Source organism: Pedobacter heparinus, assembly GCF_032678725.1.
Lineage (GTDB): Bacteria > Bacteroidota > Bacteroidia > Sphingobacteriales > Sphingobacteriaceae > Pedobacter > Pedobacter heparinus_A.
The window spans coordinates 17,886-39,764 of sequence record NZ_JAVTSC010000020.1; the positions used below are offsets into that span (position 1 = coordinate 17,886).

Below are 21,879 nucleotides of genomic sequence, written 5' to 3' on the forward strand. Positions count from 1 at the left end.
AATTAGGAAAACTTAGCGATGAACAACAAAAAAGGCAGAAGATTATCTACTGCCTTTTTGAGGTACGGTTTGTTGGCTGTGTTATAATGATGTACTGTCTGTTTTAAGCGTTTTTTTCTTTAGCGTTTCCACGTCTTCATCAAACTTTTTTTTCAGCTCCTGGTATTCCTTAGAACGCTCCAGCGTTTTTGCGGCTTCTATTTTCTTTTTAAGATCAGGAGCAATGTAATGAAGACGGATCTTCTGTTCCAGTGATTTAGCGTTGTCGGGTTTTGTTTTAAACTCAGGTGAACTAAATGCCAATTCAATTTCTTTAATGTGGTTAGCCATCTGTTTCCGCTCTTCTTTCCATTCATCCGACTTGAAATATTGCGTTGCTTTTTCTGCATTCTTTTTAATGTCAGCTTCCTGTTTTTTCCAGTCTTTTGAATTGAAGAGAGCCCTTACTTTCTCCGCATTTTTCCGAAGCGCTGTTTCATTTTTTTTCCATTCCACAGCATTGAATTGTCTGTGCAGGTTTTCAGACATTTTTTTGAAATCCGAATGCCATTCTGGAGATAGCTTTAAGGTTAGGGCCTTGTTTATCGTTGAGTCAATTTTGAAGTTGAAATCAAAATTGTCTCTGCTAACAAAAGTATCTTTGATCACTTCCTTTCTCAAGCTGTCCGGCATTTCTTTTACCGAATTGTATTCCTGTTTGCGACCATTGGCATCAATAGTCACAATTTTAAACTTGTGTTTTTTTCTGGTAGTGTCTTGTCTTAAAACAGGTAACGGCGCAGCGGGTGGAGCTGGTAAAATAATTGCATTTGGGCTTTTGGGTGCCAGGGGTACCAAAGTCTCCTGCTGATGCACCAACCTTTGTTTTACTGTTACTGGTTGAGTTTTCTCCGGGCTGATCCAGGCCAGTGAAGCAACAGTGACAATAGTTAAAGTAATGGCAAAGATTTGCTGTTTTACATTCCTGTAATTTGTTTTCATATCTGTAATTCTTTTGATGCGCTGGTACAAGTGCTGATTGTTTCCATTTGCTGCCATAGATAAGGCAGGTGTTGTTTTGTCTTTAAGGATTTCTAATTTCAATAATGCGTGCGCATAGGTAAGCGGTGTTCCGGTAAGCTTAAGCACCAGGTCGTCACAGGCATGCTCACGTTCTATATTGATGAATCTGCTGCTCAACCAGATGAAAGGGTTAAAGAACATCAGGGTTTCAATTGCAGTTTTAATCAGGTTTAGCAGGTAATCGTTTCTGCGGATATGCGAAAGTTCATGGATCAGTATGGCTTCGACCTGTTTGATGTCAAGTTGTGCGACTAGCGCAACCGGAAACAGCACTACGGGTTTAAAGTAGCCGATAACGAGTGGTACATTTACTTGATCAGAAAGGAAGAAGCTGATGGGCTGCTTAAGCTCAATCTTTGTTAAAATGGCAGCGAAAATCTTTTTCCAGGCAGATGGTACCTGTATTTTGTCCGATTCCTTGAGTCTTTGTAGTTTTTTATAGCCTACAGCCAGGATCAGGAGCTGACACAACAGGCCAATGGCGTAAACATTTACAAGGTAGGGGAACAGCTGTTCCGCTTTTTGCTGGATACCATCAGGAAAGCTCGATGCGTATTGCAGCAATACCATTTCTTTATCATCAGCATTAAGTGGCAAACCATCATTTGGGAGTTTAAAAATAGAGAAAAAGGTAATGCTGAATCCTGCAAACATAAGGCATATGGCTCCGTATGCCAGATTGTGCTTCAGTTTCGCTGTCATCTTTGGAAAAACTGCTACCAGGAGGAGCAATACACCATAAATAATTGCAGCTTGCCATAAGGAATGAAAAATACTCCAGCCTATGGCTTTGATCAGGTTGTTTACAATTGCTTCCATTTTATTGATTACTTAATTCATCCAAATATTTTTTTATCGAATTGATTTCATCTTTACTGGCTGTATGGTTACCCAAGGCTTGCATTATCAGGCGTGCGGCAGATCCATTAAAAACATTATCGATCATTTTATTGACCAAATGTTGCTGGGTTTTCTCCTGATTTACCAATGCCCGGTAAATGTGTGTTTTAGCAGATGCATCGCGGGCTACTAAACCTTTCTCCAGCATGATCTGCATCAGTTTCAATGTAGTCGTATAACCAGCGTCCTTGTTCTTTTCTAAAACTTCATGCACATCCCTTACAGTGCAATTCCCTTTTTTCCATAGAATTTGCAAAATTTCAAGTTCACTTTCTGTTGGTTTTAAATTTGCTGCCCCTGTCATTATATCTTTGTACGAATTGTTTCGTAATCAAATATACGAATCTATTCGTAGATGCAAAATATTTTAACAAAAAAATTAAAGGGAGATTGATCAGCGTTTAACGGGTAGTTCTTAAGGCTTCATATTTGTTGATGTTTGCCGGATCAACTTCCGCTAATAAGTTATAGGCTTTAATTTTATCTTGCGGATCAGGAAGTGTGGAGATCACATTTACCAGCTCGTCGGCTTTAGTGGCCAGATACATATTCGGAAAAATAGAACCTAGTTTTTGTTTGTCCATTTGTTTTAAGCCTGAAAGGAGGCTAATGATTTTTTTGGCACCTTTAGCCGGATCTTCCTGCATCTGGTCTAGCCCGGTATAATGGTATTCGTAGATGAACTGTCTCAGTTCTTCAAAGCCTTTGTTCTGTAAGTTCTCATTTAACCAGTACCTGTTGCGCAGGCCATCAAAAGCTTTCCATCCTTTGTTTCCCGATACCTGGGCAACATTTAAGATGTTCTGCGCTTTATTATAAAAAATAGTGCCACCGAGTTTGCTAAAGCTGTCCTTGTCCAGGCCAATAATAGTATAAGCATAAAAACTCAATAGGGAGCTCAGGTTAGAGATGAAGTTCTGATCAGAAAAATCCAGCGATTGCCCTTCATTATAATTAAAATCAAAGTCCTTATCACTGATATTTAATAAAGTACTGCTGTAAGCGGTATTGTAAACCGGTCTGCTCGATTGGATCTGTGCTTCGGCTTTATAGGCTGAACTTCCATCCCAGGCTGTTATCGTGATCACGAAATTGCATTCGATACGTTCTGCCGGCGTATAAGTTTCGTTACTCCATTTATTGTTGTTTAAAAATTCCCTGACGGTATTTTGTAAAACCTCCAAATTCCTTTTGTTGATATTTGGAACGGTTGGGGCCATCAGTTGCACCCTGGTGTTTAATTCCTGGGCAAAAATAGCAGAGCAGCAGAAAAACAATAAGACAAAGGTAAAAGAGCAGCGTTGCTTCATACATTAATCAGCTTTAGTATTTCATTACAAATATCTTTAGCTACTTCAGTTTTTGACTTCATCTCAAAAACGCTTTTTTCAGCAGTTTTGTTAAAGATAGTGATTTTATTGGTATCCTTTTTAAAGCCCGCACCCTTATCGTTTAAAGAATTGAGTACAATGAGGTCCAGGTTCTTTTTAATCAGCTTTTCTTTTGCATATGCTTCCTCATTTTGCGTTTCAAGTGCAAAACCCACCAGTATTTGTTGTGTTGTTTTATGCTTGCCCAGGCTGGCCAGAATATCTGTTGTTTTTTTGAGTTCCAGGCTAAATTCGCTGCTCGTTTTTTTGATCTTTTGATCGGCCCTGGTTACAGGTGTGTAATCGGCCACTGCTGCACTCATTATGGTAATGTCTGCTTCCTCAAAATTGGCTGTACATGCCTTCAGCATGTCGGCTGCGCTTACTACATCAATGCGTTTCATTTCGTAGCTGCTTTTTTCGGCAGTAGGACCGGTAATCAGGGTTACTTCGGCGCCCAATGCCGCTAGCTGGTCTGCAATGGCAAAACCCATCTTACCGGAAGAATGGTTGCCTATAAAACGAACGGGATCTATTGCCTCGTAAGTCGGGCCTGCAGTAACCATGGCTCTTTTACCCAGCAAGGGCAAGGATAACCGAAGCTTCTCCTTAAAAAAAGCAACAATTTCTTCGGGTTCCGCCATGCGGCCTTCACCAAATAGACCGCTGGCCAGTTCTCCGCTGCCAGGCTGGATTACCTGGTTACCATAGGATTGTATTTTGTCAATATTCGTTCTTGTACTTTCATGTTTCCACATGTCCAGATCCATTGCAGGCGCAACATACACAGGGCATTTGGCCGACAGATACACAGCAGTAAGCAGGTTATCGCATAAGCCGGTTGCCATTTTGGCCAGCGTATTGGCGCTTAGGGGTGCAATTATCATAAAATCAGCCCAAAGGCCTAATTCAACGTGATTGCTCCAAACACCAGTCTCTTCTTCGAAATACTGGGTGTAAACTGGATTTTTAGAGAGGGTAGCCAGGGTAAGCGGCGTAATGAAGTTGGCCGCATCTGCCGTAAGAACTACTTTGACGTTTGCGCCAGCCTTTACCAGTAGCCTTATCAGTATAGCTGATTTGTATGCTGCAATGCTGCCGCAAACGCCAAGAATGATCTTTTTATTTTTAAGCATGGTTTTAAGGAATGCAAGGATGCAATTTAATACCTATGCGCAGTTTTATTGTTGCTCTTTAGCAGGATTTCTGTAATAGATCTTATCGTTCAGAAACTCATCAATAGCGATTAAGCTAGGCTTAGGCAAACGCTCGTAATGCTTGCTGATTTCAATTTGTTCCCTGTTTTCGAAAATCTCTTCCAGGTTGTCGTTAGAAGAAGCAAACTCGGCCAATTTACCGTGTAACTCTTCTTTCATATTGTTAGAGATCTGATTGGCCCTTTTAGAAATAATTACCAAAGATTCGTAGATGTTTTGTGTTTTTTGATCTAAATCATTCACATTTCTAGTAACCGTAGTATTCGGTACAGCGGGTTTATTCGTGTTCATCATTTGATGGGGGTTTTTATGGTAGTTGAGGTACTGTCTGATCTGGCGTCCTTTGCCATTAACGCTTTATATTTTTCCTGGTTTTTAGCCACTTCAGCCAAAAAGCGTTTTGCATTTTCAATGCCTTGTTCACTGTCTTTTTTTAATCCGTTTGCATCTGCAACCAATTTGCTTTGCGGATGAGCTTCTATAAATTCGTTTGCATAGGTAATCGCTTCATTATAGCGGTCTTCCTGGCGTGTCTCCAAACTGTTTTTTGCGTAGGCAAACTGAGATTTGATGATCAGGAAATCCATTTCTTCCGCATATTTAATATCAGGGAAATCAATCTGGGCATTTTTAAGTGCTATAACGGCTGCTTTATAATTGGTTACGTCATAACCGCCAAGATCATAATATAGCCTTGCATTGTTATAGGCTTTATCTTCCAGTTTAGTACGTAAAAGCCCAATGTATTTGGCGGCATCTTTTGCACGTTCACTTTTAGGATAAAAGTTGATGAACAATTGCAAAGCATCAATTGCCTTGTAAGTGTTTTCCTGGTCAAGACTTGCTGCCGGCGAATCCAGGTAATAGCAGTAAGCACCCATGTACCTGCATTCTTCCGCATATTTACTGGTCGGGTAGGTGTCGGCAAATGATTTAAACTGGTATCTTGCAGTAGTGTAATCCCTTAATTTATATAAAGTTAAAGCATAGTGATAGTTTAATTCTTCAGCTTCAGCCCTTCCCCTGTATTTTTGGGATAGATCTTCAAATAAGATTAATGCTTTAGCGTAATTTTTCTTGTTATATAAACGCATAGCCTCCTGGTATTTTTTGGCTACATCATTGCTCAGTCTGATTTTTTCAAACTGGCTTTTGCAGCCCGCAATGGTCAGGGCTATAATGGTGAAACTTAGTAAGAGTACGTGTTTAATTTTAAACATTCTGCAAAGATAAGGTAATAATACGATAACGTCAATTAAAAATAATAGGATGCTAAACTATGTAAAGGCTTTGATGTAGGCAAGGAGTTAACATAATTTAACATAATAGCTAAAATTATCTGCTCTGAAGAGGCTGCATAATCGTGTCAGCGTTCTTGGCCTCTTCGTTGGTGAAAATCGGGGGCGGGCGTATTGCAGAATGAAGGGACAAATGGAAATAAAGTTGAATCATTTATATATTCGTAGTACATAATGATTTATTTTGTATAAATAGCTGTTTTTATAAGTAACTGATTGAATAAAATATTACAATGATGGTAAGGTATCATAAATTCAAAATAATAATCGCATTGCTGCTAGCCTGCTTTTCTACCAAAGGGCAGGATACTGTAAACAGGACGATATTATGGAAAGCCAATGAGGATGGGGTTTTCGCTCATTTTGTATATGGGTTAACTGTTACTCAAAGAGGAACTATTCTTGCTTTTGCCGAAGCGCGGATTAATGACGGTACTGACGAAGGAGCGCATCATATTGTTTTAAAACGGAGTGTTGACAAAGGCGATAGCTTTTCAGCCTCAACAATTATAGTAAAAAGTGAAAATGGGCAATGCTGGGCTAACCCGACTGCTGTTCAGGATCGTAAAACTGGAAGGCTATTTCTTTTTTATGCATTAAACCAACGTAATGCAGGCACAGCTGTTTTTTATAAATGCAGCAATGATGATGGTGTTTCCTGGTCAGAAGCCACAGCTGTGACTTTTTTGTTCGACAACAACCCTTATAATTGGACCTTTCATTTACCTGGTCCTGGTCACGGCATTCAATTGAAAAATAAGCGGCTAATGGTTTCGATTTGGCATAGAAGGTCTATTTCCTTCAGCGTTGCTGAACGACAGTATGGTGTTAACTGTATATATAGTGATGATCAGGGTAAAACCTGGAAATCTGGTGGGTATACCCCGGTCGGAGAACTTAATGAGTCACAGATTGTAGAGCAGGCCAATGGCAATATTTTCTTAATTGGAAGAACAGTAACCGGCGTTTCTGGTTCGCGGCAGGCTAAGGTTTGGAGTAAAGATAAGGGCGAAAGCTGGACACAGGAGCTGGATTATGATAGTGCATTAAAAGGCAGTGCATGCGACATAGGACTGGTCCGTTATAGTTCAAAGCCCAATGTTATCTTGCTTTCGCAGCCAGCAGGTCTTAAAAAAAGAAACGACCTGACCATCAGGATGAGCAAAGATGAAGGTAGAACCTGGCCCATAAGTAAGTTGTTGCAGGAAGGAGGGGCTACCTATTCAGATCTTGCTGTGTTACCCGATAAAAGTATCATTTGCCTTTACGGACACGGAGGATCCAAACACATGCCTGAAGCCGTTTCGTTGGCCCGTTTCAGGTTAAAGTGGTTGCTGGAGCGTTAACAGAGTATGGGAAAAGGTAACATTACAGACTGAGATTCTAGTGTTTTTATTAATGGTTCGCGTAAGATATTATTGCTTTCACGTAATAAAATTGGGTGAAAGCCAGGTTTTAAATACGTTTGAAATGTAACGGTAAATATCCCTATTCGTAGCTTGATAAATGGATGTTTTCAAGTATCCCTTTTACCGTTAATCTATTAAATGCCCTGCTTTAGCAGGGCATTCTTTTTGATATGTATAAGAACAGCGTTATGCCGAAAGAATTTGTATTTTACCCGCTTGTAAATTTTAAGCGAAATAGGTTTTTTCGAACTTATTGAGTAATATTAGCCCGGATAATCCAGCAGGTTGTCTTATCCCCATTGAGCATAAAATTATAATGACTAAAATGAAAATGTTAATTAAAACAAAACTTGTTGTAGTACTGATATTGACGATGTGTTTGCAACTGAGTGCCCAGCAGGCCGGCAAGACTTTAAGGGTATTGATGATTGGCAATAGTTTTTCACAGAATGCTTCACGTTATCTGCCTCAAATGGCTGAAGAAGTGAAGGTAAATCTTGTTTTAGGTAGGGCAGAAATGGGCGGCTGCTCTTTAAAACGTCATTGGGATTCGGTTCTGGTAAATGACATAGATACCAATAGGGGTAAAGCTTACAAAGGCAAATCTTTAAGGCAACTGTTGTCATCTCAAAAATGGGATATCGTTACCATGCAGCAATACTCTCTATTGTCAGGTGATGAAACCACGTACCAGCCCTATGCTAAAAATATTTACGATTTGGTTAAAAGTTACCAGCCAGATGCCCAGATATTTGTTCATCAAACATGGGCCTACCGTGCAGATGCTGTGAACTGGGGAAAGATAGAAGGCGAAAAACGGGCAAAAAATAATCAGGAAATGTGGGAAAAATCAAGGGCTGCCTATCACCACCTGGCAAAGAGCCTTGGTAATTTACCAATCATCCCATCTGGCGATGCATTTTATCAGGTTGCTACCGATAAAAAGTGGGGATTTAAAAAAGATACTGCATTTGATTATGTAAACGCAGTTTATCCCGCTTTACCTTCTCAGGAAAACTCAATAAATGCAGGATACAGCTGGGGAACAGACAAGAAGTTAAAGTTCGACCCCAATCATGCAAATGAAGCCGGATGCTACCTGGCAGGTTTGGTATGGTACAGCCATTTGTTTAAGGGGAATCCGACTCAATTAAAGTTCAAGCCAGAATCCGTATCGGATGAATTTGCCGGGTTTCTGAAAGAAACCGCTTTGAGGAATTAAAACACAGCGCAATATTTCACATTCGTGAATTAAGAATACTCTTTTAGGAGTTGCCTGTAATTCATTAAAACTGCTGATTTTGATATGAATCCAATAAATTCATCCCGATCATTTATAACCGGTAGGTGCCATGCACCCGTCTCATCAAAAGTTTTAATAATTGCAGGCATTTGATCGTTGGGATGAATTACTGCTACTGGTGGTCTAATGATTTTTGATACATCTAACGAAGCTTGTAAGTCGGTGGCAAAAAGAAATGGACGCATATCATCCAGGGTAAGTATCCCAACCAGATGCCTTTCAGCATCCAGAACGGCAAACATATTTTTCTTTCCATTTTTTATGACTTCCAATAGGTCAATTAAGGGGGCGCCTTTTTGGACTATCTGTGGGTTTCTGTCAATCAGGTCTTGGGTATGAAGTAGCGTAAGGAGGTTTTTGTCATGTTCCCTGGTGAAAATTTTTCCGTCATCAGCCATTTTTTTCAATTCTGGTGAAACAGGGGAGAACCATTTTGCGATGAGATAGGCAATAACCGATACAATCATAAGTGGAATAAACAGGTCATAACCTGAGCTGGATTCTGCAATTAAGAATATGGCTGTTAAAGGTGCATATAATACCCCACTCATTACGCCGGCCATGCCCACCAATACCAGGTTGGTAACTGGAACCTCAGGTAGCCCAAGGTAGGAACAGACCGTGGCAAATAAAAATCCCAGCGTACCACCGGCAAATAATGCCGGGGCAAAGTTCCCACCGTTACCACCACTGAAAATGGTGACAGAGGTTGCAAAAGCTTTTAGCATGCAGATCAATCCAAGAAATATGATAACCGACCATTCCTTAAAATCCAGATATCTGAATAAGCTATTGTGAAGAATTTTTTCGGCATTTCCGTTAGTGAAAGATTTAACAGTTTCATATCCTTCTCCAAATAAAGGTGGAAAAAGTACGCACAGCAGTGATAAAATAAGGCCACCAATGGCAGCTTTTTGCAACCTGGAAAACTTTAGTTTATGAAAAAAATGTTCTACCCGTTGAGAAACCACAACAAAATACCGGGCATACAATCCGGTAAGTAATCCTAATAACAGGTAGTATATGATGTTATGGTAATTGAATGCCTCACGGGCCTGAAAACGAAACAGCACATCTTCCTGAAGTGCAATTCTGGAAATTAAACTCCCGCAAACTGCCGCTACAACAAGTGGAATAAAGTCTGAAAATACAACCCCGGTAAGAAGGATCTCAAACGCAAACATCATTCCTGCGATTGGTGCATTAAATGCCGAAGCAATACCTGCAGTAGCGCCTGCAGCCAACAGCAGGGTGCGTTCCCTGTAATCCAGTTTATAGGTTTGTGCGAAATTAGACCCGATAGCAGACCCTGTTACTGCAATCGGACTTTCTAAGCCCGCCGATCCCCCCAGGCCCACTGTAACGGCACTTTGTATAATTTGGGAATACATCTTTACAGATGATACAATACTTGAATTGCGTGCGATCTCATGTAATATAGCACCAATGCCTTTGCGGTCCTGGCCTTTAAATACGGAGAGCACGATACTTGTAGTAAGAACAATACCCAGGAAAGGAAATACAATATAAAAGAGAATTTGATATTCAAAATGTACTTTGCTGGTAATTATATAGTTTATATAGTGGACAAGTGATTTTAGCAACACCCCTGCTAATCCAGCTGTACAACCGACCAGGATGCCTGATAAAATTAGAAATTGATTGCGGCTAAGCCTGCTTTTTAGCCAGTGTAAAATGATTTCATAACTTCTTACTTTTTTTAGGCTATATTTTTGAAAATCTCTTTTGTATTTGAGAAAACTATGATATTTTTTTCTGTTGCTGATTCTCACGCTTTTGTTCTGGATAGAAGGTTGTGCTAAATATAGAAAATTTCAGTTCGTCTTCAATTTTTTCCATACGGTAACAGCAGATTAGGCCTTTAATTATTGATCATAACGTGTAATTGCTCATCTTTATTTCTCAAATCTAATCCACCTTCGTAAACAGACTTTAAATTGATCAGATAGAAGGTCCAGCCTGATGCACAACCCAATCGGATATACTGTTTAGATTCATCGTCTGTCGGGATGTTTTTATGGGTGAGTTCGATCAATGTATAGTCACGATCTGTTGTCAGCTTTACCTCTACAATACATTCCCCCTCAAAAGTAAATTGGAAAAAGTCCTTTCCGTTGGCTTCTAATATTTTACCCTTCATGATATCATCATAAAGATGCCATCTCCATTTATAGGTAAAATCGTTTTCTGCAGGGACCTGTTTACCTGTTAAATTACCGTCCCTGTCATAAAATTTTACTTCCTCCAAAAACCACCGCTCCAATTCTTCAGCTGTGGTCCAGGCAGCATAAATTGAATGAAGTGGTGCTTTTATAGCTATCTTTTTGGTATAACGTGTCCAGTCGAAATTCTTCATATTCAAATTAATATTTGGTGATGTAATTTAAGCAAATTATTTTTCTCCGAAAGGCCAGATGTCAAAAATTTGATTTGCCTGAGTAGGTAGTGGTTGTGTAAATCCTCTACATTTATATTTATAAAGATCCTTACTTTTTCACCCTTTATTCATCAAAAAATTGTAAAATAGCACAACAAATTATTTTGACGAGCATAAAAAAGATGGATAATAGAGAAAGTCCGGTGGTGAAAAATTATTTGGTGCGTATTGGTGTGCTGTTAATGGACATGAAGCGGGCGTTGGATTTCGAGGTTGATAATGACCAGCTTGTTTTTCTGGAAGGGGAATTTGAGCGGATACAGACTGCAATTGCAGAGATTTGGGCCGATAAGCCAATAGGATTAGCTTACTTTCTTGAATTCCATTTGGCAGAAGCCAGGCGATTGAAAGGTCAGATCAATCTGAAGGCGCTGATTAAAGAGGTAGATAAAATGACCGATGCGGATATTTTCAGGATCAATATTTACACGCTGTTAAAATACAACCTGAACGATTTGATTACCTTGTTAAACAAATTGATAAAGGGCGAAGGGATAAATATAACAATACCCTAAATTACTTTTATCTGTTTTGATTGCATTTAGACCCTGGCTTTGAGTAGCTGGTAGAAAGCAAAAACGCGCAAGGTTCTGTCATTCCCTAAGTCTTTTCATTCCCCATGAAATAGTTTTTTATATTAAAAACTATTTTATCTACCAATTTAATAGAATTTATTATATCTTCGCTTTATATTTTAACAAAAACATGAACAGTCGTCTCATTAACAGGTTTTTATCGCTCTCCTATTTGTCGCGTGCAACCTTCAGCCTAGCTTGTTGCTGTTGTTGTAACAGGCAATAATCTCTCTATAATTAAAAATACGATTATATAAATTCTGTTTTTACCCAGTGGTACATTTCTCATGATGAAATCAAGTTTCAAAAAGATGGCGGTCTTTTTTTTGGTTATCGGTATAGCTTTTATGTTTTTTAATTTCAAAAAAAGAAACAAATCAGCTGTAAAACCTGCACCGGTTAAAACTGCCGTTGCCTTTTGCTGTTCTGCCAGCATACCAAACAGGTTTGGTATCAAAACCAGTACTTGTTCTGGCTACAGGGTTTCGCGTAGAATGAAAACATCGGAAGACAGCAGTCTTGAACATCTGGGATTCAGGTGTGTGAAAGATAAATAACAAAAGTTTAATAATTAACTAAAATATAAAACATGATCTGTAAAAAATGACAAAAAAACAGGGAGAAACAATTGTCCCTCCCTAAGCATTAAATTATCAAAACAGGTTCTCAATGTGGCGTTGGCACCTGAATCAATTGCAACTTAATCCTTAACAAAATTATGCAAAATTTCTATGAAGTTGGTGCTATAGGTACTGCTTTGAAAAGAATAACATGGAAATATTACAGTTTAATATTTTTATCCTTCCTGTTTGTGCAGCATATCCAGGCACAAACTACACCCCTGATTAATTCTACTCTTACGGGTACCATCCGGGATGCAAAAACCAATGAAACCCTGCCGGGTGTTAATGTGCGCATTAATGGCACCACCCATGCTGCGCTAACCGACAACAATGGTATTTTTAAATTTGTCACCGGTCAGAAATTTCCCTATACCCTAACCATTAGCTTTGTAGGCTACAAAACCATACAGGTGGTTGCTGAAGGCAGCCCGATCGAGCTAAAACTGGAAGAATCGGTTAACAACCTGAACAGCATAGTGGTTGTGGGATATGGCACGCAGAAAAAAAGTGATTTTACAGGTTCGCTTTCTTCTGTTCCCACAGAATTAAAAGGGTTGCCTGTTTCTTCCCCTGACAGACTGATACAAGGTGCAGTGGCTGGTGCCCAGGTTACCCAATCCAGCGGTCAGCCGGGTGGTGGAGTTTCTATCCGTGTAAGGGGCGGAACTTCTATCAATGCAGGTAATGAACCGCTATATGTAATTGACGGTTTCCCAATATACAATGGTGATGCCTCTGTTGATGCAGGTATTACCAACGGCCCTGCCATCAATCCGCTTTCAGGAATCAATCCTGGGGATATTGAATCAATTGATGTGCTTAAAGATGCATCTGCTACGGCGATTTATGGTTCAAGAGGTGCGAATGGGGTAATTTTGATTACCACAAAACGCGGTACCAAAAATAATTTTTCAATTAACTATAATGGTTATTACGGCACACAGCAGGTGGCCAAAAGAATTGAGCTGCTCAATGCCGAACAATGGGGCTCCTTAAAAAATGATGCACTAAAAGATGCTGGTAAAGCACCATTTTATACCCAGGATGAACTGAACCAGCTGGGTGAAGGTACCGATTGGCAGGCAGCCGCTTTCCGAAAAGCATCCATTCAAAACCATAGCCTTTCGATTTCATCAGGAACAGAAAAGACGAGTATCTTATTTTCAGGAAACTACTTTAAGCAGGAGGGAGTGGTCATCAACACAGGTTTTGACAGGTATGCGGGAAGGTTAAATCTGAACCATGAAGTGAACACTAAATTTAAGATCGGTGTTTATTTAAACGGAAGTGTGACCAGTGCTGTGGTAGCCCCAGGTGGGGTTGTTGCCAATATCCTGTCCATGGTACCAGTGCTGCCGATACGTGATGAAAATGGAAACTATACAGCCAACAGCAGTTTTGGCTCAACAGTAGCCAATCCCATTGCTACCCTCGCTTTGCAGACCAATCAAACCAAGACCACAAGGTTTCTGTTCAACAGCTTTGGGGAATACCAGATCATTGAGGGGCTGACGGCAAAAGTATCTTTAGGTACAGATATCATCAACAATAAGCAAAACAGGTATTTACCATCCACACTTTATGAAAGTGCACCCGGAGGAACGGCATCAATTGGTGCATTGTCTACCTTGAATTGGTTAAATGAAAATACCCTTAACTACAAAAAGACCTTTGGTGAAAAACATAGCCTGGATATACTTATCGGAAATACCCAGCAAAAATCGAATACAGAAACGGTGACAGCGGGCGCTTCAAATTTTGTCAGTGATGCCTTCACGTATAACAATATCGGATCGGGAACGGTGCTGCTGATCCCATCCTCATCTAATGTGGAATGGACACTTCAATCTTACCTGGCCAGGTTTAACTATGGTTATGATAACCGCTATCTGCTCACACTGACAGCCCGTGCAGACGGCTCTTCAAGGTTTGGTAAAAACAACAAGTGGGGCACATTTCCGTCCGCGGCGGTGGCCTGGAACGTATCCAACGAAGGTTTTCTGAAAAATGTGAAACAGATCAGCGCCTTAAAGCTTCGCTTCAGTGCCGGGGTAACCGGTAACCAGGAAATTGATCCTTACCGTTCGCTTTCCAGATTGTTCAGTTACCGTTATTCATTTGGAAATACTTTGGTAAACGGCCTGGCAACCGGCAGTTTTGCAAACCCAGACCTGACCTGGGAAAAAACAGCACAGTATAACTTTGGTATAGACCTGGATTTGTTTACCAACAGGATACAGCTCACCTCAGATATCTATTATAAGAAGACCTCGGATCTGTTACTGGAAGTCCCGGTACCTTTTTCTTCCAGTTTAACCAGTGCTTTTCAAAACCTGGGTGTGGTTAGGAACAGGGGAGTGGAACTGGGGCTAAAAACTTTAAACCTGACTGGTGAATTTAGCTGGAGCAGTAACCTCCTGTTTTCAGCAAATAGGAACAAGATATTGGACCTGGGCGGTGCCGGTTATTTTTTTGTAACCGATCCTGCGAGCCCGACCACATTACCTACCCAGATCATTAAAGTAGGCGAATCGGTAGGGGCATTTTATATGTATGAAGCGGATGGGGTAGACCCGGCTACGGGCTTGCAGAAGTACAAAGACCTTAACGGAGACGGGGCGATTACGCAGGATGCTGACCGGAAAATAGTGGGCAGCTCACAGCCTAAATTCCTAGGCAGTTTTACCAATACCTTTAAATACAAAAATGTGGATGTATCCATTTTCCTGAACGCTTCGTATGGCAATAAGATCTTTAACTGGACACGGGCCAACCTGGAAACGGGTACGGGTTATACCGGTGCTGTTGCAACATTACTGAATCGATGGACACCAGCAAATACAATTACCGATGTGCATAAAGCCATAGAAAATCCGGCGGTAACGATCTCCGACCGCTTTGTTGAGGATGGCTCTTTTGTGCGGCTGAAAAACGTTTCGATAGGCTATACCATACCAAACAGCCTGCTCTCAAAACTGAAGTTGAGTGCGGTAAGGATTTATGTTTCCGGCTCGAACCTGCTTACCTGGACCAACTATACCGGTTTTGACCCTGAAGTAAATACCAACGGACAAAATTCCATCAGTACCGGAATGGACCGTGCGGCGTATCCGAATGCCAGATCCATCCAGGCTGGCATCAGTTTAACCTTATAGTTTCTGTCAATTAGATTTTATGACTATGCAAAAAATATATATTATCCTCGCTGTAATGCTTATTGGCTTGTCCGCCTGTGTTAAATTGGACGAGAAGCCAACCTCTTTTATTTCGCCGGAGGAGTTTTACAAAACCGCAAATGATGCCGTTTCGGCGGTGAACGCGATCTATTATCCGCTTGTTGATAATAGTACAGGTGCGCAGCCCATTTATAACAGGTTGTTTTATACCGGACTTGATTTTTTAACGGATGACCTGGATGCAGGTCCGGGGTCGCCAAATGCCGAAGTAAGGGCGCTGGCAAAGTTAACCCATGCTTCCACCAATTTGCGCATCCAACAGATTTGGACGGAACACTACGAAGGCATTAACAAAGCCAATATCGCCCTGGAAAGAATTCCGGCAATAACCATGGACACAAAATTAAAGAACCGCCTATTGGGCGAAGCGAGCTTTTTAAGGGCCTTTTATTATTTTAACCTGGTCCGTTTGTATGGGGATGTACCTTTATTGCTGGCAGATCAGACCCGTTTGAGCCTTGCAGAGCTGCAGGTGCCAAGAACACCTAAGGAAGCTGTTTATACACAGATCATCAAAGACTTTGCAGATGCTGCGGGCTTGTTCAAAAATGGTTCGGCGGGTGATGCCGGACGTGCTGCGGAAGGTGCGGCAGTGGCCTTACTTTCTAAAGTATACCTGACCAGGAGAGATTGGGGCAATTCGGTAAAATATGCTGAGGATGTAATCAATGGTCCCTACGGTTATGGGCTTTTTGACGATTACTCGCAGGTATTTTTGCCAGCATTTAAAAATGGCAAAGAACATATCTTTTCGGCCCAGATAAAAGGCAGCATCATCAGCACCGGACATCTGATCACCTCCAGTGATATTCGTTCTGGTGTTCCCGGACTAAAGGGGTCCTATGGTAACCAGCTGACTTTTTACAAAGTAGGCAACGATAATTTTTTTAGCCTTTATAAGCTCTATTCCAATAAAGACAAAAGGAAAAGGGTGTCCTTTACTACCTTCTACATCAGCCCTACAGATGGCAAAAAATATGCAACCATCAATGTTCCCGGAGATTCGGTCCCATTTATCAACAAAAACTGGGACCCAAATTATGCGGCAACCGGACAATCGGATGCCAATATGAACGTATTGCGTTTTGCCGAGGTATTGTTAATTCATGCGGAAGCGGAAAATGAACTGAACGGACCAACTCCAAAAGCTTACGGATCCTTAAACAAGATCAGAAAAAGGGCCGGTCTTGATGAGCTGACAACAGGACTTACAAAAGATCAGTTCCGCGATTCTGTATACCTGGACAGAAGGTTGGAACTGGTAGCGGAATGCCACAGGTTTTTTGACCTGATCCGCCAAACCGGCACCGAAGTTACCGGTGTAGGTCCTGAAGGCAAGGGCATTTTGCTTAAAAACCTGAAACTGGTGGGGAAAACCAATGTAGCCCCAAGGCATTATTTATACGCCATACCACAGGGCGAAATAGATCGTAATCCAAAACTTACCCAAAACCCCGGATGGGAATAAACAATCAAAAACCAATAAATAAACAGATGAAAAGAATATCTTTTTTAACAGGAAGCATGGCCGTTCTGGCCACTTCCTTATTGATGAACGCCTATGGCCAGCAGCCAGGGCAGTTAACCTCTGATAAAAACTTTAAAGGAAAAGTAGGCCGTACGGTTGCAGAATCCGTTCCCTATATTCCTGAAAGAAAAACAGCCCCTGCAGGAGCCCCCAATGTGGTGGTATTTTTAATTGATGATGCAGGTTATGGCACATCCAGCGCATTCGGCGGATTGATGGAAACCCCGGTGCTGGATAGTCTGGCCAATAACGGACTGCGCTATACCAATTTTCACTCTACGGGTGTTTGCTCGCCTACCCGTGCGGCACTGCTAACCGGTCGCAATCACCATTCGGTACATATGGGAACCCTGAACTATAGTTCGAGCGGTTATCCGGGCTATGATGCCATTATGCCCGCAGATAAGGCAACTATTGCCGAAGTGTTGCACGAAAATAATTACAACAGTTTTGCGGTAGGCAAGTATCACGTAGCACCCCTTGATGAAATAACGGCAAATGGCCCGTTTGACAGATGGGCAGTAGGCCGTGGTTTTGATCATTTTTATGGTTTTCAGCTTGGCCATACCGATCAGTATCATCCAAATTTGTATGAGGATACTAAAGTGATCGATATTGAACCCAATAATAAGCATTTAAGTACTTTATTGGCCGATAAAGCCATCAGTTACATCTCCAATCAGAAATCAATTGCACCGGAAAAACCATTCTTTCTCTATTTTGCCACGGGAGCCATTCATTCGCCACACCAGGTTGATAAAAAATGGAGCGATCTCTATAAAGGGAAATTCGACAAAGGTTGGGACTGGTATCGTGAAGAGGTATTTGCCCGCCAGAAAAAACTGGGTGTAATACCGGCAAATGCAGTTTTGCCAGATCGCGACCCCACTGTTAAAGCCTGGGACAGCCTGACTCCTGAGCAGAAAAAGGTATATGCCCGGTTTATGGAGGTTTATGCTGGTTTCATGACCCATGCAGATTATGAATTTGGTCGTATTGTAAACTACCTTAAAGAAATCGGACAAGCAGAAAATACGGTGATTTTGGTAAGTATTGGTGATAATGGTTCTAGTCATAGCCCTCAAAACGGTAGTTTAAATGGTTACATCAGTGCTTTAGATGAAGAAAAGCAGGTGGCCGAGCTGTATAAAAACATTGATAAACTGGGTACTGAGCATTCTTTCTCTGATGCCCCGGCGGGTTGGACACAAGCCAGCAATACGCCATTCCGTTTATGGAAAGCCGATCCGAACAGTGAAGGAGGCACACATCAGCCTTTGATCGTTTATTATCCGAAAGGAGGACTAGACAAAGGTGGCATTCGTGGACAGTATGGCCATGTGATAGATATTGCCCCAACGATTTATGAGCTGGTTGGCGCTAAAGTTCCGGAGGTCATAAAAGGACATAAGCAGGAACCTATTGAAGGTACCAGCCTGGTTTATTCATTAAAGGATGCAAAAGCAGCCAACCGCCATACCGTACAATACTATGAGCTTTTTGGCAAAAGGGCAATTGTTAAAGATGGCTGGAAGGCTTCTGTTTTTCATCAGCCAGGTACAGATTTTTCAAAAGACGTATGGGAGTTGTATAACCTGAACGAGGATTTTAATGAGCGCATCAACCTGGCTGCTAAACTTCCTGAAAAGGTAAAAGAGCTGCAGGCCGTATTTGATGAGGAGGCGATAAAATACAATGTATTTCCACTGGCTGACCGTGCTATAGGACATAGTGCAGGCGGCAGAGAAAGAAGTCCCTTTGGCTTGAAAAATAAGGTTGTCCTGTATCCGGGGATTGATCAGTTCCTTACCTATAGCGGGCCACAATTTCAGGATGATCCCTTTACCATTACTGCCGATGTGGAACTGAAATCAACTGCAGATGAAGGCGTGCTTTTTGCCGCAGGTTCTGAATTTGATGGGTTAAGCCTGTTTGTTAAACAGGGCAAATTTGTGGTTGCCCACAATACAGGAAGTATCGTTAAGCACCTTGAATCTAATATCTCAGTGCCTTCAGGCAAGTCCAAACTGAAATTTGAGTTCAATTACATTGCGCCGGCAAAAGGTAAGGATGGAAAAATAAACAGAAATGCCCCGGCTGGAACGGAATCGATCTATATCAACGACCAAAAAGTAGGAGAGCGGACAATCGTTGCGGCAGAAGGTAGAATTGCGATATATAAAGATGGCATTGATGTAGGAGCAGACCGGAATTCCCCGGTATCAGCTCAATACAAAGCTCCGTTTAATTTTACAGGAAAGCTAAATCACATCACGATTGATTATAAATAATAGATTTAAAAAAGCTGGCAGATTAATCTGCCAGCTTTTTTAAATCTATTATTCCTGCAGTTCGTCTACTAATTTTCTACTTCTTGTCTGGTTCCCTTAACATTGTGATGAGCAATTGATTAAATCTTTTCACTTAAAATTAAAGTCATGAAACACATCACATTCTATTCTGCGTTTATTAGGTTATTTACGCTGATTACATTATGCTTCGCTGGATTTAGTTTCGGCAATAATTTAGGATTGGACAGTTACGAGGTATACCTCAATAACAAGCTTATCCTGAAACAGTCGGTAAACCAGCCATTGAATTTAAGGGTACTGCAATTAGGTAAGGCAAATGATAAAGACCAGTTGCGCATCAATTACATGCACTGCGATGTAAAAGGGGCCGGTACTGAAAGGAGTATTGTGTTGAAAGATGAGCAGGGAAATATATTAAAAAAATGGGGCTTTGCAAATCCCTCTACTTCCAATTTAAGCATGGAAATATCGGTAAAAGAGCTGCTGCAGTTGGAAAAAGCCAATGCGAATCATAAACTGAGCCTATATTATATCGCAAATGGGCTGCCAAAGGGCGAAATGCTTGGCTTGCTCCGGTTTTAATTCAAAAAAAATAAAGAGACAGGCCATAATCATTCGATATGGCATGCCTCTTCTATTTAAGCATTAACTATTTAGTAATATCCAGTATGTTTGTGGCCGCATAATAAACGGACTTATATTCTTTATTGTTCAATGTGCCTGGCGTTTTGGCCCTGTAAACAGCTTCAATAAAATAGGTTCCTTTATCCAGGGCGGTGAATTCTGCCTTTCCATTGGCATCTGGTTTTACATCCAGTTTCCAGCCAGAAGGGCTAAAAATACTGATCACCACTTTAGAAAGATCGATTTCCTGATGTTCAACAGCTACAGCAACAGGCTGGTGTGCAGTTACACCTTTAGCAAAAACATTGAGTTTATACCCACCTGTTTCAGCTACAGCATTTTCAGTTCCTACCTGTATAAGCGCACTTGCATAAAACTCTATTCTCAGCGAGCCTGAAGGATATTCGAAAACGTCTATGGCATCATTTTGTAAGATAATGCGATATTGTCCATTTTGTTCAGGAGTGAAACTGGCCTTATAATGATCTTTTGCAGCAGTGGTTTGCAGTTTGATCTTTTCTTTTCCAGGTATCAACAGCCATACAGAGAAGTTTTTTACATTGGCCACTTCCTTGCTGTCCAGCAGTTCTGGTTTTTCAGCAGGTTCTGCATAAAATATCTGTACTTCGTGTGCCTTTCCTTTTTTTCCGGAAGGATTCGTTTTAAGCCAAAAAGCATGCGCAAAAGCACTGTTTACACCAATGGTCATGAGGATGAGCAGGGCCCATATTTTTAAATTTGTGATCATATTATATTAAAGTTTGTAAGTAAAATTCAGCAATAGTCGGCTTGTTATTTAGACTGTATCTTAATAAGTGGTAAAGCTAATATTTTATTACAAGTTTTAATAAGAATTATTCTAAATAATTTATGTGACCTAGTTTAATCTGATTTGAGCCCGGAAGGAAGAATCAGCGAATAAAAAGTTTGGTATCGATCACCTTATTCTCAAATTCTGTTACCGGTCTTTTACTTTCTATCAGTTGCAGCAGCATGGTTGTGGCAATCTGTCCCATTTCAAATGCGGGCTGTCGTACAGAAGTAAGTGGGTATTTGAGTAAATCTAACATATCTGAATTGCTGAACCCTGCAATGGCGAGTTCGTCCAGGGCATCCGCACTTAATCCTTTAAAAACAGTGAGACAGCCCATAGACAACCGGTCACCCGCGACAAAAATGGCATCTGGTTTTTCTTTAAGGTTAAGTAGTTCTAAAACAGCTTTTTCCGTTTCTTCCTGAAACATTCCACCATGCGGGCAATTTTTAATATAATCAGGGTTAAGGGCAATTCCATATTGGTTAAGGGCAGCTGTATAGCCGCGCAGGCGTTCTATGCTGATCGATAAATGCGCAGAACTGCTCAAATGTGCAATTTTTCTATAGCCAGCGTTGATCAGGTGTGCGGTTGCCTCAAAGGCCCCCCTTTCATTATTTGCACTAATTTTATGGGTATCTATCTCTTTAGCCACCCGGTCAAAAAAAACGATGGGCAGGCCCTTGTCATGTAAAGCCTGCAGATGACTGGTGTCTTTGGTTTCAGCTGATAAAGAAACAAGCAGGCCATCCACACCTCTGGAAGCTAAATGTTGCGTATTGATCATTTCCCTTTCGTACGATTCATGCGTTTGGGTGATGATGACATGATAACCTTTATCATAAGCAATGGATTCAATCCCGTTAATGGCCTGAGAAAAATACTGGTTGGCCACCTCGCTTACAATAACACCAATAGATTTGGTTCTGCGCTCTTTTAAGCTCTGCGCAATAGGATTAGGACGATAATTGATTTTCTCCGCATATTCCAGTACCAGTTTTTTCGTCTTAGGGCTAATTTCATAGGTATCCCTTAAGGCCCTGGAAACGGTAGAAGTTGACAATCCTAATGCAATGGCGATATCTTTTAAAGTAGCAGGCTCAAACATAACAGTAAAGCGTTATTGACAAGTAATTCCGAGAACGATTGC

18 protein-coding genes are annotated in these 21,879 nt (G+C 41.0%); 7 read left to right on the plus strand and 11 right to left on the minus strand.

The features are described from left to right. Positions 1–81 precede the first annotated feature (81 nt). From R2Q85_RS22885 to R2Q85_RS22910, 6 genes are all read right to left on the minus strand, one after another. Positions 82–1,881, minus strand: a complete 1,800-nt coding sequence (locus tag R2Q85_RS22885; protein ID WP_316814132.1) for a M56 family metallopeptidase — start codon at positions 1,879–1,881, stop codon at positions 82–84. Position 1,882: 1 nt separating this feature from the next. Further along, positions 1,883–2,266, minus strand: a complete 384-nt coding sequence (locus R2Q85_RS22890; RefSeq protein WP_316814133.1) for a BlaI/MecI/CopY family transcriptional regulator — start codon at positions 2,264–2,266, stop codon at positions 1,883–1,885. A 97-nt stretch (positions 2,267–2,363) separates the two neighbouring features. Continuing rightward, on the minus strand, positions 2,364–3,272 hold the full coding sequence (locus R2Q85_RS22895) for a DUF4835 family protein (RefSeq protein ID WP_316814134.1): 909 nt from the start codon (positions 3,270–3,272) through the stop codon (positions 2,364–2,366). Beyond that, complete coding sequence (gene coaBC / locus R2Q85_RS22900; protein WP_316814135.1) at positions 3,269–4,468, minus strand: bifunctional phosphopantothenoylcysteine decarboxylase/phosphopantothenate--cysteine ligase CoaBC; 1,200 nt, start codon at positions 4,466–4,468, stop codon at positions 3,269–3,271. The genes R2Q85_RS22895 and coaBC overlap by 4 nt, the downstream gene beginning before the upstream one ends. 45 nt (positions 4,469–4,513) lie before the next feature. After that, a complete protein-coding gene (locus tag R2Q85_RS22905) occupies positions 4,514–4,843 on the minus strand; it encodes a DNA-directed RNA polymerase subunit omega (RefSeq protein WP_410478908.1) in 330 nt (109 codons plus the stop codon). Beyond that, positions 4,840–5,769: an outer membrane protein assembly factor BamD gene (locus R2Q85_RS22910; protein WP_316814136.1), complete on the minus strand. Its 930-nt coding sequence runs from the start codon at positions 5,767–5,769 to the stop codon at positions 4,840–4,842. The genes R2Q85_RS22905 and R2Q85_RS22910 overlap by 4 nt, the downstream gene beginning before the upstream one ends. Before the next feature lie 311 nt (positions 5,770–6,080). Here R2Q85_RS22910 and R2Q85_RS22915 point away from each other — a divergent pair, with 311 nt between their 5' ends. Further along, positions 6,081–7,193, plus strand: a complete 1,113-nt coding sequence (locus R2Q85_RS22915; protein ID WP_316814137.1) for a sialidase family protein — start codon at positions 6,081–6,083, stop codon at positions 7,191–7,193. A 388-nt stretch (positions 7,194–7,581) separates the two neighbouring features. Next, positions 7,582–8,478: a DUF4886 domain-containing protein gene (locus R2Q85_RS22920; RefSeq protein WP_316814138.1), complete on the plus strand. Its 897-nt coding sequence runs from the start codon at positions 7,582–7,584 to the stop codon at positions 8,476–8,478. Between the two features lie 29 nt (positions 8,479–8,507). Here the strand turns inward: R2Q85_RS22920 and R2Q85_RS22925 are convergent, their stop codons facing one another. Beyond that, positions 8,508–10,043 (minus strand): chloride channel protein, encoded by a 1,536-nt coding sequence (locus tag R2Q85_RS22925; protein ID WP_316814139.1) that lies wholly within the window; start codon positions 10,041–10,043, stop codon positions 8,508–8,510. Positions 10,044–10,441: 398 nt separating this feature from the next. After that, positions 10,442–10,936: an SRPBCC domain-containing protein gene (locus tag R2Q85_RS22930; RefSeq protein WP_316814140.1), complete on the minus strand. Its 495-nt coding sequence runs from the start codon at positions 10,934–10,936 to the stop codon at positions 10,442–10,444. Between the two features lie 203 nt (positions 10,937–11,139). On the opposite strand from R2Q85_RS22930, the gene R2Q85_RS22935 reads away from it, so the two are divergent. After that, the gene (locus R2Q85_RS22935) at positions 11,140–11,532 is read left to right on the plus strand and encodes a hypothetical protein (RefSeq protein WP_316814141.1); all 393 of its coding nucleotides are present in this window, start codon (positions 11,140–11,142) and stop codon (positions 11,530–11,532) included. A gap of 253 nt (positions 11,533–11,785) precedes the next feature. On the opposite strand, the gene R2Q85_RS22940 is transcribed toward R2Q85_RS22935, so the two are convergent. Continuing rightward, positions 11,786–12,028, minus strand: a complete 243-nt coding sequence (locus tag R2Q85_RS22940) for a hypothetical protein (RefSeq protein WP_316814142.1) — start codon at positions 12,026–12,028, stop codon at positions 11,786–11,788. A gap of 282 nt (positions 12,029–12,310) precedes the next feature. Between R2Q85_RS22940 and R2Q85_RS22945 the strand changes: the two genes are divergently transcribed. From R2Q85_RS22945 to R2Q85_RS22960, 4 genes are all read left to right on the plus strand, one after another. Then, entirely contained in the window at positions 12,311–15,370 is a 3,060-nt protein-coding gene (locus R2Q85_RS22945) for a TonB-dependent receptor (RefSeq protein ID WP_316814143.1), read from the plus strand. Positions 15,371–15,395: 25 nt separating this feature from the next. Continuing rightward, positions 15,396–16,919, plus strand: coding sequence for a RagB/SusD family nutrient uptake outer membrane protein (locus R2Q85_RS22950; protein WP_316814144.1), 1,524 nt, complete (start codon positions 15,396–15,398; stop codon positions 16,917–16,919). A 26-nt stretch (positions 16,920–16,945) separates the two neighbouring features. Next, positions 16,946–19,270: an arylsulfatase gene (locus R2Q85_RS22955; RefSeq protein ID WP_316814145.1), complete on the plus strand. Its 2,325-nt coding sequence runs from the start codon at positions 16,946–16,948 to the stop codon at positions 19,268–19,270. A 147-nt stretch (positions 19,271–19,417) separates the two neighbouring features. After that, positions 19,418–19,873 (plus strand): hypothetical protein, encoded by a 456-nt coding sequence (locus R2Q85_RS22960; RefSeq protein WP_316814146.1) that lies wholly within the window; start codon positions 19,418–19,420, stop codon positions 19,871–19,873. A 67-nt stretch (positions 19,874–19,940) separates the two neighbouring features. On the opposite strand, the gene R2Q85_RS22965 is transcribed toward R2Q85_RS22960, so the two are convergent. Both R2Q85_RS22965 and R2Q85_RS22970 read right to left on the minus strand, forming a co-directional pair. Then, positions 19,941–20,663, minus strand: coding sequence for a hypothetical protein (locus R2Q85_RS22965; RefSeq protein ID WP_316814147.1), 723 nt, complete (start codon positions 20,661–20,663; stop codon positions 19,941–19,943). Between the two features lie 163 nt (positions 20,664–20,826). Further along, a complete protein-coding gene (locus R2Q85_RS22970; protein WP_316814148.1) occupies positions 20,827–21,837 on the minus strand; it encodes a LacI family DNA-binding transcriptional regulator in 1,011 nt (336 codons plus the stop codon). Positions 21,838–21,879: the final 42 nt, after the last annotated feature.